Source organism: Paraburkholderia sp. JPY419, assembly GCF_050435705.1.
Taxonomy (GTDB): domain Bacteria; phylum Pseudomonadota; class Gammaproteobacteria; order Burkholderiales; family Burkholderiaceae; genus Paraburkholderia; species Paraburkholderia youngii.
In genome coordinates this window covers 2,538,655-2,553,592 of the sequence record NZ_JBNDKV010000004.1, presented here as the reverse complement: position 1 = coordinate 2,553,592, position 14,938 = coordinate 2,538,655, and the positions used below count along the sequence as shown (strand labels likewise).

General features: G+C 59.7%; 13 protein-coding genes. 4 read left to right on the top strand and 9 right to left on the bottom strand.

Features of this window, described 5'->3' with window-relative positions:
• Positions 1–7: 7 nt before the first annotated feature.
• The 8 genes from QFZ91_RS40200 to QFZ91_RS40165 form a co-directional block, all read right to left on the bottom strand.
• Complete coding sequence (locus tag QFZ91_RS40200; RefSeq protein WP_429570693.1) at positions 8–1,897, bottom strand: extracellular solute-binding protein; 1,890 nt, start codon at positions 1,895–1,897, stop codon at positions 8–10.
• 91 nt (positions 1,898–1,988) lie between these two features.
• On the bottom strand, positions 1,989–3,185 hold the full coding sequence (locus QFZ91_RS40195) for a tetratricopeptide repeat protein (protein WP_429570692.1): 1,197 nt from the start codon (positions 3,183–3,185) through the stop codon (positions 1,989–1,991).
• 10 nt (positions 3,186–3,195) lie between these two features.
• Entirely contained in the window at positions 3,196–3,627 is a 432-nt protein-coding gene (locus QFZ91_RS40190; protein WP_429570691.1) for an ExbD/TolR family protein, read from the bottom strand.
• Between the two features lie 9 nt (positions 3,628–3,636).
• Positions 3,637–4,062, bottom strand: coding sequence for an ExbD/TolR family protein (locus QFZ91_RS40185; RefSeq protein WP_008917476.1), 426 nt, complete (start codon positions 4,060–4,062; stop codon positions 3,637–3,639).
• Positions 4,063–4,093: 31 nt separating this feature from the next.
• Complete coding sequence (locus tag QFZ91_RS40180; RefSeq protein ID WP_368612893.1) at positions 4,094–5,002, bottom strand: MotA/TolQ/ExbB proton channel family protein; 909 nt, start codon at positions 5,000–5,002, stop codon at positions 4,094–4,096.
• A 108-nt stretch (positions 5,003–5,110) separates the two neighbouring features.
• Positions 5,111–5,830 (bottom strand): energy transducer TonB, encoded by a 720-nt coding sequence (locus tag QFZ91_RS40175; RefSeq protein WP_429570690.1) that lies wholly within the window; start codon positions 5,828–5,830, stop codon positions 5,111–5,113.
• A gap of 162 nt (positions 5,831–5,992) precedes the next feature.
• Entirely contained in the window at positions 5,993–8,749 is a 2,757-nt protein-coding gene (locus QFZ91_RS40170; protein ID WP_429570689.1) for a TonB-dependent receptor, read from the bottom strand.
• 343 nt (positions 8,750–9,092) lie between these two features.
• Positions 9,093–9,665, bottom strand: coding sequence for a helix-turn-helix domain-containing protein (locus QFZ91_RS40165; RefSeq protein WP_176383993.1), 573 nt, complete (start codon positions 9,663–9,665; stop codon positions 9,093–9,095).
• 1,322 nt (positions 9,666–10,987) lie between these two features.
• Between QFZ91_RS40165 and QFZ91_RS40160 the strand changes: the two genes are divergently transcribed.
• From QFZ91_RS40160 to QFZ91_RS40145, 4 genes are all read left to right on the top strand, one after another.
• Entirely contained in the window at positions 10,988–11,464 is a 477-nt protein-coding gene (locus QFZ91_RS40160) for a GNAT family N-acetyltransferase (protein ID WP_429570688.1), read from the top strand.
• A gap of 120 nt (positions 11,465–11,584) precedes the next feature.
• Positions 11,585–12,118, top strand: coding sequence for a GNAT family N-acetyltransferase (locus tag QFZ91_RS40155; RefSeq protein WP_429570687.1), 534 nt, complete (start codon positions 11,585–11,587; stop codon positions 12,116–12,118).
• Positions 12,119–12,228: 110 nt separating this feature from the next.
• Positions 12,229–12,612 (top strand): VOC family protein, encoded by a 384-nt coding sequence (locus QFZ91_RS40150; protein ID WP_429570686.1) that lies wholly within the window; start codon positions 12,229–12,231, stop codon positions 12,610–12,612.
• 100 nt (positions 12,613–12,712) lie between these two features.
• Positions 12,713–13,222, top strand: a complete 510-nt coding sequence (locus QFZ91_RS40145) for a GNAT family N-acetyltransferase (RefSeq protein WP_176121358.1) — start codon at positions 12,713–12,715, stop codon at positions 13,220–13,222.
• Between the two features lie 167 nt (positions 13,223–13,389).
• Here the strand turns inward: QFZ91_RS40145 and QFZ91_RS40140 are convergent, their stop codons facing one another.
• Positions 13,390–13,980 carry a GNAT family N-acetyltransferase gene (locus tag QFZ91_RS40140; RefSeq protein ID WP_429570685.1) on the bottom strand — a complete coding sequence of 197 codons (591 nt, stop codon included), beginning with the start codon at positions 13,978–13,980 and terminating at the stop codon, positions 13,390–13,392.
• Between the last annotated feature and the right edge of the window lie 958 nt (positions 13,981–14,938).

Sequence of the window (14,938 nt, the reverse complement as noted above, 5' to 3'; positions counted from 1 at the left end):
ACGCTCCTCAATGCACTGCGGCGGTTGTCTGCGCCTGCGGTTTGCGATACCAGTAATTGATGACCCAGTCCTCGTACTGATAGGTGATCGGTGTCACCTTCGGGAACCCGAGGGTCGACTTGTAGCCGATCCGCGCGTTCGGCGGGTAGTAGTGCGGCACGAGGTAGTACTCGTTGATCAGTATGCGATCGAGCGCGCGCGTCGCCGTCTCGAGGTCATCGAGCGTGTCGGCAGAGATGGCTGCGTGCACGAGCGTATCCACGGCCTTCGAGCGAATGCCCATGTAGTTTTCCGAACCAACCTCTGATGCAGCAGGGCTCGTGAAACGGCGTATCAGCTCCGGCCCCGGGATCGTGACGGGCGGATAGATGTACGTCGTCATGTCGTAGTCGAAGTTGTCGAGTCGCTTCTGATAAAGCGCACTGTCGAGTTCGCGGAAGTAAGCGTGGATGCCCAGCGTCTGCAGCGCCTGCGTATAGGGGATGATGAGGCGGTCCATGCCCGGCTGGTTATCGATGATCTCGATCGTCATCGGCTTGCCGCTCGGATCGCGCAATGCGCCGTCGCGGTAGTGCCAGCCCGCCTCGGCGAGCAGATCGCGCGCCTGCCGCAGGTTCTGCCGTAGCGAGCCGGGCGGCAGCGTGTTCGGCAGCTTGACCATCGGACCGAACACCTCAGCAGGCAACGATGCGCGGAACGGCTCGAGCAGCTTAGCCTCCTTCTCGCTGGGCATGCCGGTCGCACCGAACGGGCTGTCCTCCCAGAAGCTGTTCAGCCGGCGATACTGCCCGTAGAACATCATCCGGTTCATCCACTCGTAGTCGAATGCGAGCGCAAGCGCATGTCGAACGCGCCGGTCCTGGAATTGAGGCTTGCGCGTGTTGATGATGAAGCCCTGCATTTGCGCGGGGCCCTCTTCGAATTCCCCCTTGTGAAGGAACCCCGACTTGAAGTTCTTGCCGACATATTTGCGCGCCCACTGGGTCGCACTGTATTCGACGCGCACATCCTCGTTGCCAGCCTTGAACGATTCGAGCATCGTGTACTGATCGACATAGAGCTTGAACGTCACGCGCTCGAAGCGGAACATCCCGCGCCGCGCCGGCAAGTTTGCGGCCCAATAGTTCGGGTTCCGGCGATAGGTGATCTGCTTGTCGTTCTTGCGCGACTCGATCAGATAAGCGCCGCTCGCGATAGGCGCATCGACGGACAGTTGATCGAACGGCTGGCGCTTGCCATCGCCTTGCATGCCCCACTTCGGCGAAAACACCGGCAGATCGCCGGCGATCAACGGATTGGCTCTCGAGTCGTCGACGAAGTCGAAGCGCACCGTCAGACGGTCGATCACCGTCGCGCGCTTGATCTGCACGAACTGCGACGAAATCAACGGGGACGCCTGCGCGCTTTTCAGCGTGTCGAACGAGTACTTGACGTCCTGTGCAGTGATCGGATCGCCGTTCGAGAAACGCGCCGCCGGATTGATGTGGAACGTCGCCGCGCGTCGGTCGGGCGCGATCAGTACATCGTCCGCGATCAGCGGATATTCGGAAGCCGGTTCGTCCCAGCTGCGTTGCATCAGCGTATCGAACATCAGGTTACGGATATCCGGCGCGGGCATTCCTCGAACGATGAACGGATTCGTCGAATCGTAGCTCTGGTTGTCGTTGTAGTTCTGAAAAGTCAATTCGCCGGTTGTCGGCGCGCCGGGATTCGCGTAATCGAAATGCGTGAAATCCGCCGGGTATTTCGGTTCGCCGAATTGCGCAATCGCCGGTTTGGCGTCGGCCGGCAACGCGATGGTCGCGCCGGTCGTCGCGAGCATCGCGGCGATCAGGGGCGCGATCATCGTCGCAAGCGGCGCGAGCCGGCGCAACGAGGGGAACGTCAGAAGTTTCATTGTCACTGTGCGTGTGCGCACGCCGGACGGAAGCCGGCGTGACATTGATCGGATCGGAGCGCAAGGCCGGGCGCGAGCCCGGCCAATGGTCCTACTTCGACGCCATCAGCGTCCACAGCCGGCCAAGGTCGGCGGAGCCGTCCGTGCCCTTGACCACCCGGAACGCCTGAATCGCACGCGGCTTCTGTCCCGCCACGTAGTAGGCAATGCCTAGATGCAGTTGCGCCTGATCGGGATGGTCGAGGCCGCCCTTCGCGATCGCCGACTCCATCATCGCGAGCCCGTCCTTCGCGTGACCAGCGAACACGAGGTTGAACCCCTGGTCGACGGGCGCGACGGGATTCTCCCGATCGCCGCCCGCCTGCGCGCGCTTCGCCGCGAGCGCCTGCAGGCGCTTTTCGCGCTCCGCCTGCGCATCTTTGCCGAGCACGCCCGAGGCGAAGCCCTGATCGATGACCTGTTTCGCTTCGGCCGGCGTACCCGCGACGAGGGAAAGCTGCGTCATCTCCATGTAGTCGTCCACCGAGCCGAACGCACCGTTGGCGCGCCGCAAGCGGTACACGTCGACGTCGAGCTTCGGCGAGAAGCCCGGCTTCGCGCGAATCGCCGAGAACAGGTTGTCCCAGTACGCCTGCCTCGGGTGGTAGGCGACCAGCGCTTCAAGTGCGGTGCGATAGGTCGCGTCGTCCTTGCTGCGTTGCGCGCATGTACTCAATAGCTGCAATTGCGATTCGTCGGGTGCGTGGTTGGCGCGCACTTGCGCGTCGATCGCCGGCTTCAGTGCACCGATCACGCTCGCGCAGTCGTTTGACAGGTAGTACGACTGCACGAGCAGCTCCTTCATCTGCGGATCCCTGCCTCCCGCCTTCTCGTAACGCTGCGCGGTCGCGATCGCTCGCGCATAGTCGTGCTGCCGGAAGTAGATGCCTGCCAGCGTCTCGCTCACGCGCTGCTCGTCGTCGCCCTTCAACTGCCCGGTGCCGAGCAGCGTCTGATACGCCTGGGCGGCCAACGCCTCGTCGCCGTCCGCCATCAACGTCGCGCCGCGCATTTCCTCGACCATGTAGATCTCGTACGGCGTCTTGTTCGGCACCGCCGCGGCTTGCGCGATCCTGGCAAGCGCGTCCTTGTACTTATGCGCCCGATAGAGATCCTGGGCCGCGCTGAGCGGCTTGCCGACGTCAGGACGCAGCGTGTCGGCCACGGCTGGCAGTGCTGCCGCGGCAAAGACCACGCCGACGACGGCCGACGACAACGCTAGCTTGACCCGTCGATTGACTATTCTCATCACACCGTCCTTATTGCATGTACTGCTCGTTACCGATGAGCCCAATCTTTGTGGCGCCAACCCGCTGCGCCGACGCCATGACGGCCGCCACATCTTTATAAGGCGCGAGCCTGTTCGGACGCAGATGAATCTCGGCCTGCACGGGCTCGGCCGCGACATGCGCAAGCTTCGCCTCGAGCGCCGCCTGGTCCGGCACCAGCGTGCCGTTCCAGGTCGTCGTGCCGTCGAAATCGATGTCGATCTGCACGATTTCAGGCTGCGTGAGCGGCGGCGGCGGATCGCCGACCGGCAAATTCATCTTCACCGCATGCATCTGAATCGGGATCGTGATGATCAGCATGATCAACAACACCAGCATCACGTCGATGAGCGGCGTGGTGTTGATGTCCACCATCACTTCCGGGTCTCCGCCACCGCCGCCCGAAGGAATGTTCATTCCCATATTCGCCTCCTAGCCGCCGCGCGCAGGCGGCTCAGTGATAAATGACACCTTCGCGATGCCGGCGCGTTCACAGGTCGTGATCACGCGGCCGATGAACTCGTAACGCGTGTTCTGGTCACCGCGTACGTGCACCTCGGGCTGCGGCTGCATCACCGAAACGTCCTTCAGCCGCGACAGCAGCGTCGCACTATCCACGTGCTTCTCGTTCCAGAAGAAGTCGCCGTCGCGATTGACCGCGATCTCGATGCTCGTTGGTGTCGTCTGCAGCGGCTGGATCGTTTCCTTCGGCAACTGCACCGGCACAGTATGCGTGACGACCGGGATCGTGATCAGGAAGATGATCAGCAACACCAGCATCACGTCGACGAGCGGCGTCGTATTGATAGCGGCAATAACGTCGTCGCTATCTTCGTTTTGCCCCACGCTCATGGCCATGTTGGACCTCGTTCAGGCTTCAGACTGCCGGTTACGGGGCGGTCGCGGCGGAACGCACCGCGACAGGACGGGCGGGACGCTTGCTGCCGGCGAGCAGCACGGCATGGAGTTGAGCGCCGAAGGCACGGACGCGCTCCATCACCGACTTGTTGCGGCGAACGAGGAAGTTGTAGCCGAGCACAGCCGGCACCGCGACGCCAAGACCGATGGCCGTCATGATCAGCGCTTCGCCGACGGGGCCCGCCACCTTGTCGATCGAGGCCTGGCCCGCGATGCCGATCGCGGTCAGCGCGTGATAGATACCCCAGACGGTGCCGAACAGACCGATGAACGGGGCCGTCGAGCCGACTGTCGCGAGGAACGCGAGACCGTCTTGCATACGGTTCGACACGTTCGTGATCGCACGCTCCACCGAGACATCGATCCATGTGTTGCGGTCGACGGCTTCGAGCAGTGCCTCATCGTGATGCTGGCCTGCCTCGATCGCCGTCTCTGCGATGAAGCGGAACGGCGATGACTCATCGAGCTGCTGGGCACCTTCGGTGAGCGACGGCGCGCTCCACAATTGCTCGTCGGCATGCTTCGCGCGGCGATTGGCGCGGAACTGCTCGAAGAACTTCGTGACCATGATGTACCAGCTGCCCATCGACATGATGACGAGCAGAAGCAGCACGAAGCGCGCGACGAAGTCGCCGTTCTTCCACAGCGCGCCGAGACCGTAGGGGTTCTCGACGGATTGCGTCGCCGCCGGAGCGGGCGGCGGCGCCGGCTCGTCGGCTGCGGTGGCGGACGCGTTCATCTGCGGTGCTGCTACGGCGGGCGCGGCGGAGGCGGCCACGCTTGCTTGAGCATGCGCGAGTTGCGGTGCCACGAGGGTATTCACCGCGGCGGCAGCGATCAGGAGGCTGGTTGCCAGGGTGGCGACGGAACGCTTATTCATGTTGAGCTCCAGTTCAAACGTTGAACTTAAGAAATCGGGTTAAACCGTCGGTGCAGGCTTTCGTGCCTGCACCGCGGGCGCAGCGGGCGCGGTCTGTTATCTGTCGAGTCAATTGAGGTTGAACGAGAAAGGCACCTGCACGCGCACGGCCTGGCCCTGCGCGATGCAGTTGAACCGCTTGACGGCCTTGTATGCCGCTTCGTCCAGACTGTCGTGATCCGACGACTTGGCCACACGAACGTTGCCGAGATGTCCTTCCGGATCGACGGTAAATTCGATCAACACTTCGCCGGTATCGCCGTTCTCCTGCGCTTCCTTCGGATAGGCGATCGAGCTGCGGATCTGATCGGAATTCGGGCAGACGACACCGACTTCCGTGCGCACTGGCGCGGCAGCCTTGACGGGCGGCGCAGGCGGTGCGGGTGGTGCCGTCACGGGCGCGGACTGCACCGGCGTGGCCGTGTGCGCGATGGTCGGCTGCGGCGGCGCTTGCACCGGCACTTCGGGCGGCGGCACGAAGGGGGGCGGTGGCGGCGCAAACTTGGGCGGCGGCAGCTTCACCTCGGGCAGGGGCGGCGGAGGCGGCGGCTTGACCGGCTCGATGATCTTCGTTTCGATGGGATGCTGAATGACTTGCACGACCTTGGTCGCGAGGCCGTTGAGCAGCGCATAGACCAGCACGATGTGCAGGACGATGACGACTGCGATGCCGCCGAAGCGGCGAACCGGATTTTGCTGCTTGCGCCCGAATTCGCGCGGGCGGCCGGGTCGCGCGACCCCGCCCGGGTCCACGGCTGATGTCGCAGTCATGCTTGCTTCTACTTTCATACCTTCGATCCTCGCAGCGTGATTCACCTGTTCCGTAGTCGCGGCGCTGGTCGCGCCACGAACCGCGAACGAGGCTGTTCACAAGGGATTTCTTGCCACTGCCATAACACGCGGGCCGGCGCCCGACGGTGCCTCGCACGGTCGGGCGCCGGCCTGCCACGATCAGAAGCGATAAGTCGCACCCACCTGGAAGAAGCGACCCAGGTTCGTGTACAGCGATTGGTCGTAACCCGTGATGTCAGGAGTCGACTGCCACTCGACGTCGAACGGCGGCTTCCTGTCGAACAGGTTCTGGATACCACCGTAAATGGTCCACTTCTTGAAGCCGCGATAGGTGGCCACCAGGTTGAACTGACTGTACGAGGCAACCGACAGCGTGCCGCCATCGCCGAACTCGGCCGCGACCGCGTTCGTGTAGGGGCCCGTGTACTGCCACGTGAGCGTGGTGGTCAGTTGGCGGTAATCCCAGCTCAGGCTCGTGTTGCCCTTCCAGCGCGGGTTGCTCGCGCCGAACGGCTGCAGCAGCGCCAGGTTGTTGCCCGCGAAGTCCTGAGTCTCGCCACCGCTCTTCAGCTTGAAGTGCCAGACGTAGGTCCAGTCTCCCGCGAGCGTGAACGTGCCGTACTTCGTGCCCACGCTCTTGCGGAAATCGAGGTCGAAGCCGTCCGTATCGAGCGAGCCCAGGTTCACGAACGGCATCTTGATGTAGCGAATGGTGCCGTCCGGGTTACGCACGACCAAATTCGGATCGTTCGCCTGCAAGATCGCGTTCGGATCGGGCGTGCCGATGACGCTGTCGATGTGCACCTTGTAGAAAGCCGCACCGAAGTCCGTCGTCGCGTCCGGCGACAGCGTAAAGCCGATGTTGTAGTTCTTGGTGTGTTCAGGCTGCAGGTTCGGGTTGCCGGTCGTCTGCTCCGTCGTGAAGTGTTTGGTCGGCACGCCGCTCGGATCGTTCGGGTCCACCAGGTTCTGGTGGGCCAGATAGACCGATTGCGAGTTCTCGACCGGCGTCGGTGCGCGGAACCCGCGGCTGTACGATGCGTACGCCGTCAGCATGCGAACCGGCTGGAAGCGCAGCGCGAAGCTCGGCGAGAAGGCACCGCCGAAATCGCTGTAGTGGTCGTAACGGCCCGACTGCGTGAACGTCAGGTTGCGGATGATCGGAATGTCGACCTGATAGAAGGCGGCCGCTACGTTACGCTCGCCGTCCACGGACTGCACGTTCGCAGGCGCCGTGATGCCTTGCGTCGCATAGGTCTGCGAGTTGATGACCGTCGACTCGTGACGGAACTCAGTGCCGACACCGAGCCCTACGCCGCCGGCCGGCAGCGTGAACAGGCTGGTCGTCGAGGCCTTCGCGAGCACCTGGTCAAGCTTCGTGATCGACAGCTGGTTGTCATCCTGGAACACACCGTTCAGACCGTTCGGCGTGGAACTCGGGTTCGAGAAGTTGTAGGTGCCGTTCGCGAGCATGTTCTCGAGGCCAGCCACATTGAGCCGGTTCGAGTAGGTGCTTGCGACGGTACTTTGCGAATGCGCGTACTCTGCCGACCAATCCCAGGCGCCAAACTTCTGCGTGTCGAACGAACCCTTGACGCCCGTGTTCGCCATCAGGAACGTCGAGGTCGTATCCCAGACAGATACGTTGTTCGGGAACGTCAGGTTGATCAGCGTTGGAACGCCGAAGGGGTTGAACGGGTTCGAAGCCGAGACGGTGCGCCCGACCGGCGAGACCGTGCCCGTCGACGGGTCGAACACGTTGGTCTGGCTGCTGAGCGACGCCGGACCGTTCAACTGCACGGTTTCATTGCGGCTCGCCCAGAAGCCCGCATAGGCCTCGGTAGTGTCGTCAATCTTGAACGTGCCGCGCACCTTTGCGCTCAGGCGTGTCGTTGACGGGATCAGCGACGTGCTGTTCGCCACGTTGTACGTACACGACTGGCCGCCCGTCGCCGTCGCGTTGCTGCTCGGCGGACACGGATTGAGCGCCTGATGGGTGCCGTCCGCGAGCTGCCAGTACGACTGCTGGTTCGGGCCTAGCGGCGCCGCGTTACCGCCCGGGAACTGCGTGAAGTCCTGGTTTTTGGTCATGTCGCGGTCGGCGAGCGTCGAGCCGCTGTCGCGGTAGTAGCTCGCGGCCGCCGTGATGTTCCAGCGGTCGGAAGTCAGGTTGCCGAGACCGCCCAGGACGCTGAAGGTGCCCTGAGCGTTACCGGGATGCTGGGCCTTGCCAAGCTGGCCGTCGATCTGCAAGCCCTCGAAGTTCTTCTTCGTGATGATGTTCACGACCCCCGCGATCGCGTCCGAACCGTACACGGACACTGCGCCCGTCTTCACGATTTCGATGCGCTCCACGATGTTCATCGGGATCGTGTTGATGTCGAAGAACGTGTCGGTGAAGTTGACGGGCTGTGCGTAGTTGGCCACGCGCTGCCCGTCGATGAGCACGAGCGTGTACTTTTCGCTGAGGCCGCGCAGCGCAAGGCCCGCGCCACCGGGGGCCGAGCTCTGAGCCGTCGATTGGGACCAACTGCTTGCGGAGTTGACGGCTGTGCCGCGCAGGAAGTCGGCCACGGTCGTGTAGCCGCTTTGCTGAATTTCCTTCGCGGTGATGACTTGAACTTCAGTGCGGCCTTGTTTGTCTGCGCTGCGGATCAGCGAACCCGTCACCTCGAACTTCTGCAGCTGCTTCACCGAGCTCGTGCCCGCCGAAGCGCCCGATGCCGCGCTCGGTGCGGCGGCCGTCGCATTCGCGTCTTGGCCATCCTTCTGAGCGGAGGCAGTGTCAGTTTTCGCCGCCGCCGCGGTTGCTGCCGGTTGAACCTGTGCAAACGCCGTGGTCCCAAGCGCAGCTGTCAGCGCAATCTCTGCCCACACTATTTTCCGTATGGCAGATCCCAAAACCGTGAGTTTCATTTTTTCCCTTCGTGTGTCATTGACCCAAGTCGACATGCCAGAGAAGACCTTTGGCACTTTCCCCCGCGCGGCACCCGTCCGAGACCGCCCCGTTACTTCATGACCCCGCATACCACCGACTATGCGAACAACCAAAGCCACTTCTAAACCACTTCGGCGAATATCAAATAGGAAACCAAAATGTACATATTGAGGTTGCTGAAAAATCCAGGCAAAACGAATCCCTAACCATCGTCCGCAAGGAATCGATGGATCACTCTGTATTCAACATAGATTCATACACTTAGGACTGGCAAATGTATGAAACGGAGATTCGCCGCGAACGCAGCGAAGCCACCAATGCTTAAAACAATCTCGGCGAACCTACCCAGACAATCACGGTTTCTTCGTTAGCCGCATTGGCCCAGCCGTGCGGGACCGTCGACTCGAAGTGCGCGCTGTCACCTGGATCAAGCACAAACGTACTGCCCTCCAGACTCAGCGATATCTGACCGCTGAGCACATAGAGAAACTCCTCTCCAGCATGCGTCGTCACTTCCGACGGCGGCTGACCTGCAGGCATTCGGACGAGAATCGCGTCGAGCTGCCTGCCGACCGCTGCGTTGGTGAGGCGAGCAAACTGATTCGCCGAGTCGGCAAAGCTGAAGTACTGCCTTTCGTCTGCACGCCGCACGGATTTCGCTTCGGTCGGTGTTTCGACGAAGTACTGCATGGTTACTCCAAGCGCTTGCGCAATGCCGGCCAATGACGAAATGGACGGCGTCGCGTGCCCTCGCTCGACCTGAGAAAGGAACGGCTTCGATATTCCCGCCGCCGTTGCAGTTTCGTCCAAGGTACGCTGGAGTCGCTTGCGCAACGCTCTAATCTTGCTGCCCAGCACAAGAGGGGCAGTGCTTGCTCGTTCATCACGTTTCATATTTGTAACCAAAGATATCAGTAAAAAAATCCGCGTCAAAATTTGTTTGACGAGAGCAAACTATTTTTTCTTTTAGGCCACGCTACGTCAATGCGCCGCATTGGTGCTTGCACTCATTTCACTTCAGCGCGTCGCTCGAGCTTTGAAGGTAAAAGCGGCATTGCGCCCCCGGCTGATCAAGATTGCTTTGTTTATCAAATGACTAGCGTCGCCCGGCGGCAGCCGAAATAAAAACGTTGGTTGAGAAAACCTGAAGTTCCAGCTTTCGGAAATTCGCCGCCTTGGCGCAACAACCTTAGACACAATTCCCCCAAATGCATCGCATTGGGGATTTCGCACCAAAAATGTCATGGCGTTCTCTATGCACAGAACGTCGCTTTAGATTACTTCCTCTAGTCAACCCTTCTTGCTAGTTTTAATAATTAGATGGCTAGCGCCCCCCGTTCGAGCCGAACGGAGGCGTAGAGTCATGGTGCGAACACCGCCGGCATGGACAAGTTTAGTGGAATCGAGCTTCACCCAAAAAAATAGGAGCGGAATCGTGCATGGCTTGTCGTTGAGGAACTGAAGTGGCCAGCGTAAAAGCCCTTAACAAGATGAACGAACGAGCTATGCAACGGCATCGCTCATGATCACCCCAGTCGTCGTTGACCGGAAGTCATAGCTGTTCGCCGACACCGTTGCCGGGGCGCAAGCCAGTGCTGATCTTTACTCGCTCGTCGAAAAACGCCGACGACTATGCCGGGCTCATGCCATAAGCACTCCCCAGCTGCGCCTGGCCTCCGAGGGACGTCGTCAAGCGTCCGCTTACGATCTATCGTCGCAGCAAGAACCTCCGGGGCTGTGCAATTACTGCGTGGCCACACAAACTGGCAAGTGCGGTGCGCTACCTCGGCATCGAGGTAGACGACGCACCTGAAATGGCAGAACAGACTGAGCAGCAGGATGATGGCCCGTCAGCGAGGGGACGCTGACCGGCTACTTTCAAAGATTCACGACGCCCCGCGGATTGTTGATAATCCGCAAATCGACATTGACGGCATTTTCTTCGAAAGGCAACATGCTTCAATGAACTCCGACGCGCTCAATGTCATCACGTGCATCGTGACCGCCAGTGGTGAGGCGTGGGGATCGCGACGTCCATACACTGTACACAGCCTTTTCCAACGGCCCCGCGAATCATGACGGGGCCGCGTCTTTTACGCCGCTCCGAATTGCGTTGGCGCAAATAGGAATGATTGCATGCATGACAGAGTACGTGTTTCCGTTCTCGGTGACGTTGCCGACGTGCCGTTTTGGCCGCTCGAATCAAGGAGCGTTGCGTGCTGACGATACGAAAAGCGAATCGCGATGACGCGTTCGACGCGTGGGATATCCGTAAAACATCGGTGCATGCTGCGTGCGCTGAGCATTATCCCAGAGCGGCCCTGTCGGCGTGGGTCGATGGCTCGCCAGGCGACAAATGGGTTAGCGTTGTCGAACGTGACTTCTATGTCGCCGTCGATCGGGGATCGGTTGTCGGAACAGGGATGCTTACGCTCGCAAGCGGGCAAGTCGACGCGATCTTCGTCCGGCCGTCTCATATGGGTCGCGGCATTGGACGCAAGATGCTGGATTTTCTTCAGGCGTTGGCCGCCGAGCACGGCCTTGACGCAATGCGGCTCGATGCTACGCTGAACGCGGTACCGGTCTATCGTAATTGTGGCTGGTCGGGCGATTCGGTTTCAACGTACCGTACCGCGGGCGGACTGGAATTGGCTTGCGTGCCAATGACGAAGCTTGTCATCGTGGGTGGCTAAGGTGCCTCTCTTGACCGACGACTGTTGCCCGCAGGGGGGTAATAGTCGGCGGCGGATTCAACCGGTCGATGCATGTTTCTAATTCGTCGACGTATGGACAAACCTCGACGGAAGCCTGAGATGCTGCAGCGGCCAACAGAAATCCAGATTGAATCAACCCGGCTCCTGATTAAACCGTTCACGGCCAGCGACGCCGATGCCACGTTCGCATGCATCACCCCTTCGCTCACCCGTCACATGGCCTGGGACACGCCGGCATCCCGGCAAGACTTCGACGAGGTCTGGCAGTCGTGGATACCGTCGATAGACGACGGGTCAGACTATGTATTCGCGATACGGCACCGCGCAGACGGGAGTTTTCTTTGGTTGGCCGGACTCCACCGCGTACGCATGGAGAGCCCGGAACTCGGCATATGGATTCGTGAAGATCGTCATCGAAATGGCTTCGGCCGCGAGGCCGTAACTGCTGTTGCGCAATGGGCAACGCGAACCATTGGCTGTGCAAGCTTCACCTATCCGGTCGCAGAAGAGAACCGCTCGAGCCGGCACATTGCCGAATCGTTAGGCGGCGTCATCGTGGAAAGCCGCGTGACGCCAAAGTACACATCCTGCGTTTACCGAATTCCACGCCGGCCAGTCACAAACCAGGTGTAAGCGGTTCGGCCTTCAGATCGACATCCTTCGGCACAGATGTCGCTCGGCTTTGTGTTGCAAGCCGATGTTTGATACGTTTTCAACAATCTCCACGATTCCATTCGACGACGATGCATCTCAGAGTCGCACGGCCCGTTTCCGATCTTGCCCGTACCGAACGCATGTATTGCTCAGCGCTTGGTCTGGCCGTGCTCGCCAGATTTCAGGATCATCAGGAATTCGACGGGGTGATGCTTGGAAGTCCCAGCATGGACTATCATTTTGAGTTTACCCATTGCAGCGAACATCCCGTGATGCCTCGCCCAACGAGTGAGGACTTGCTGGTGTTTTACATACCGGATCGACAAGTGTGGAGGGCGATGTGTGATCGCCTTGTCGAAAATGGATTTGTTTGCGTAAAGTCGTTCAATCCTTACTGGGACGTGTCGGGTCGAACATTCGAGGATCCTGACGGCTATCGGCTCGTTTTGCAAAATGCAGCGTGGAGCGCCTGACCCTATCGCGTATCGGTCTTCTTACCGGCGGTCCGCACGTCGCTTGTGGGGTCGCACTAAGGCGACCGCCCCCCGAAAATTTCCCTCATCAGGGCTGACGATGACCTATCCGATAAGCTATCGACGCGCGACAATCGAAGACGTTCTGACAATCTGCGAATTGGGTCAAATTTTGAATGCGAGCCACCACTTGGCACGCCCCGACATCTACGCAGATGCCACCACAGAATTCGGCCGCGACGAACCGCACTGGCTCGCCAGCCTCCAAGGAGAAGATCGAGCGACGTTTCTTGCCGAGTTTGGCAGCAACGCCGTCGGTTTCATTACGATTCAGGTGGTGAAGCCGATAAGCCCGCTATTGCAGCCGATGGTCGTCGGTCGCATCGGTTCCGTCGCAGTTTTAGAACAAATCAGAGGACGCGGGGTCGGCAGCTCTCTTATTAAACTCGCAGAAGAGTGGGCGCGGAAGCAGGGTGCCACCGATATCAGACTAGCCGTTTGGGAGTTTAACGAACAGGCGGTCAATCTGTACCGAGAATTGGGCTACGAGATTCGCGCGTTCGAGATGGGAAAGCGGATTCGGACCTTGTTGGATATTCCGTGCGCGTGAGCCGGCGACCGGCGACTGCGGCCCGGAAGTGACGAAATTGATCGCTCACGATGAAGATCCGTTGGGCCCTTTTCCGGTAGGCTCAACCTATTTCCGCCCTTCCGACGGCGCCGCCAGCTTTGCGTCCGTGAAGATAGAAAGGTAGGAGCGAAAGCTGCCAGACTGGTTCAACGTTCTCGAATGTGGTTGATCAGCGATGTGAGAACGTGGTCGACCCATACCCCATTGATCCTCAGATAGGAACGAGCCAAGCCTTCACGCTCAAACCCTAGCCGCTTCAATAGTTGTTCGCTACGAACATTTTCAGGTCTAAAATTCGCCATTATTCTGTGCAAGCCGATTTCGCCAAAGATATAGGTGATCGCAGAGGTCAATGCTTCGTGCATCATACCTTGTCCCTCAAACCGTTTGGCAAGCGAAAACCCAAGATGACATGCCTGAAACGGGCCACGCACGATGTTGGTGAAGTTGCATTCACCGACTATTTCGCCGGTTCCAAGCGAAAATAGGAGTAGATGCACTGCGACTCCTGAGTTGTTGTTGTGCGCCATCATGGACAGCCGTCGGCTAACTGATTCTTTTTCGAAGAAGCTTTCGGCTCTAAGCGGCTCCCAAGGCTGCAGGTGAGCGCGATTTTCAATGGAGTATTCGTGCAACTCATGCGTGAATTGCTCACATGCCGGTACAAGTTTCAGGCGTGCCGTTAAAATTTCACGCGGTAGTACATCGATGTGAACCCTCGTCACGTCGTCCTCCATTGAAAGCACGGTGAAGTAGTGTAATCAAAAACTATTCGTCAACAATTCGGCCGGCGACATATGATTCAATGTCCGCGGTGGAAAAGCCACGCGACGGCCTCCGGTCGTTTTTTACCGTTTGCATGGACTGCTGACCCGATGTGATCGCCGCACTCGGCCGTCGGGCGCTAGTCGGCCACAGTCCGTCGTCCGCACCGCTGCCAAAATCCGCGACCATCGTGACATCACCAACATGTGCCGGTGGAAAATGACTAACGACGAGTTGATCGAATCTCTAGTCGCCGACCTGCGTCTGACATACGGGTGCCACACAGCGATTCTCTATGGTTCCCTTGCACGTGACGATTGGGAGGCTACGAGCGATATTGACGTAATTGCCTTTCGGAACACCGGTGAGCGCCAGCGCGTCGCGTCGCGATGGAATGGTCTGTTTCTCGATCTATTCGTACAAACATCGAATGATGTAGCCGATCCCAGTTGGATCCGGATCAACGGCGGGTGAGTACTTTTTCACCAGAACGGTTTTGGCGACAAGGTTCTTGATTGTGTGAAGGCCCTCTTTGACGCAGGACCTGACGATGTGCCAGAAAAATCTGTGCAGAGAAGATGCTTGAGCGAGCAGCCAAAGGGGACGTGGAGGGCAACTTCCGTCTTCACTGACTTTTGTTCGTTTTGCTCGAGGATTACTTTGCTATTCGCCGCAACTGGTACCTGGGCCCAAACCACAGTTTCCGCAGGCTAAGAGAAATCAACGAACAGCATTTCGGCATATTGGAGACTGCGCTGAACCCTGGCGCTTCCCTTGACGCCGTGCGGGAGGTGATCCGCATAACCTTCGAAGGCGTATAGCGGCGTGGGTCATCACGAGGATCCGGGAGATCGAGCGTCGGTTTCGTGGGTCGGGTCATGGCTTTTGCATAAGGCGCGCGGCAGGTCCGCTTCGGCGGGATTTTTGGTG

What these genes read in the sequence shown, in the direction of transcription:
- QFZ91_RS40170 (WP_429570689.1), bottom strand. Translation starts at nt 8,749, where the DNA reads ATGAAACTCACGGTTTTGGGATCTGCCATACGGAAAATAGTGTGGGCA.
- QFZ91_RS40150 (WP_429570686.1), top strand. Translation starts at nt 12,229, where the DNA reads ATGCATCTCAGAGTCGCACGGCCCGTTTCCGATCTTGCCCGTACCGAA.
- QFZ91_RS40180 (WP_368612893.1), bottom strand. Translation starts at nt 5,002, where the DNA reads ATGAATAAGCGTTCCGTCGCCACCCTGGCAACCAGCCTCCTGATCGCT.
- QFZ91_RS40185 (WP_008917476.1), bottom strand. Translation starts at nt 4,062, where the DNA reads ATGGCCATGAGCGTGGGGCAAAACGAAGATAGCGACGACGTTATTGCC.
- QFZ91_RS40165 (WP_176383993.1), bottom strand. Translation starts at nt 9,665, where the DNA reads ATGAAACGTGATGAACGAGCAAGCACTGCCCCTCTTGTGCTGGGCAGC.
- QFZ91_RS40145 (WP_176121358.1), top strand. Translation starts at nt 12,713, where the DNA reads ATGACCTATCCGATAAGCTATCGACGCGCGACAATCGAAGACGTTCTG.
- QFZ91_RS40195 (WP_429570692.1), bottom strand. Translation starts at nt 3,185, where the DNA reads ATGAGAATAGTCAATCGACGGGTCAAGCTAGCGTTGTCGTCGGCCGTC.
- QFZ91_RS40190 (WP_429570691.1), bottom strand. Translation starts at nt 3,627, where the DNA reads ATGGGAATGAACATTCCTTCGGGCGGCGGTGGCGGAGACCCGGAAGTG.
- QFZ91_RS40140 (WP_429570685.1), bottom strand. Translation starts at nt 13,980, where the DNA reads ATGGAGGACGACGTGACGAGGGTTCACATCGATGTACTACCGCGTGAA.
- QFZ91_RS40155 (WP_429570687.1), top strand. Translation starts at nt 11,585, where the DNA reads ATGCTGCAGCGGCCAACAGAAATCCAGATTGAATCAACCCGGCTCCTG.
- QFZ91_RS40200 (WP_429570693.1), bottom strand. Translation starts at nt 1,897, where the DNA reads ATGAAACTTCTGACGTTCCCCTCGTTGCGCCGGCTCGCGCCGCTTGCG.
- QFZ91_RS40175 (WP_429570690.1), bottom strand. Translation starts at nt 5,830, where the DNA reads ATGAAAGTAGAAGCAAGCATGACTGCGACATCAGCCGTGGACCCGGGC.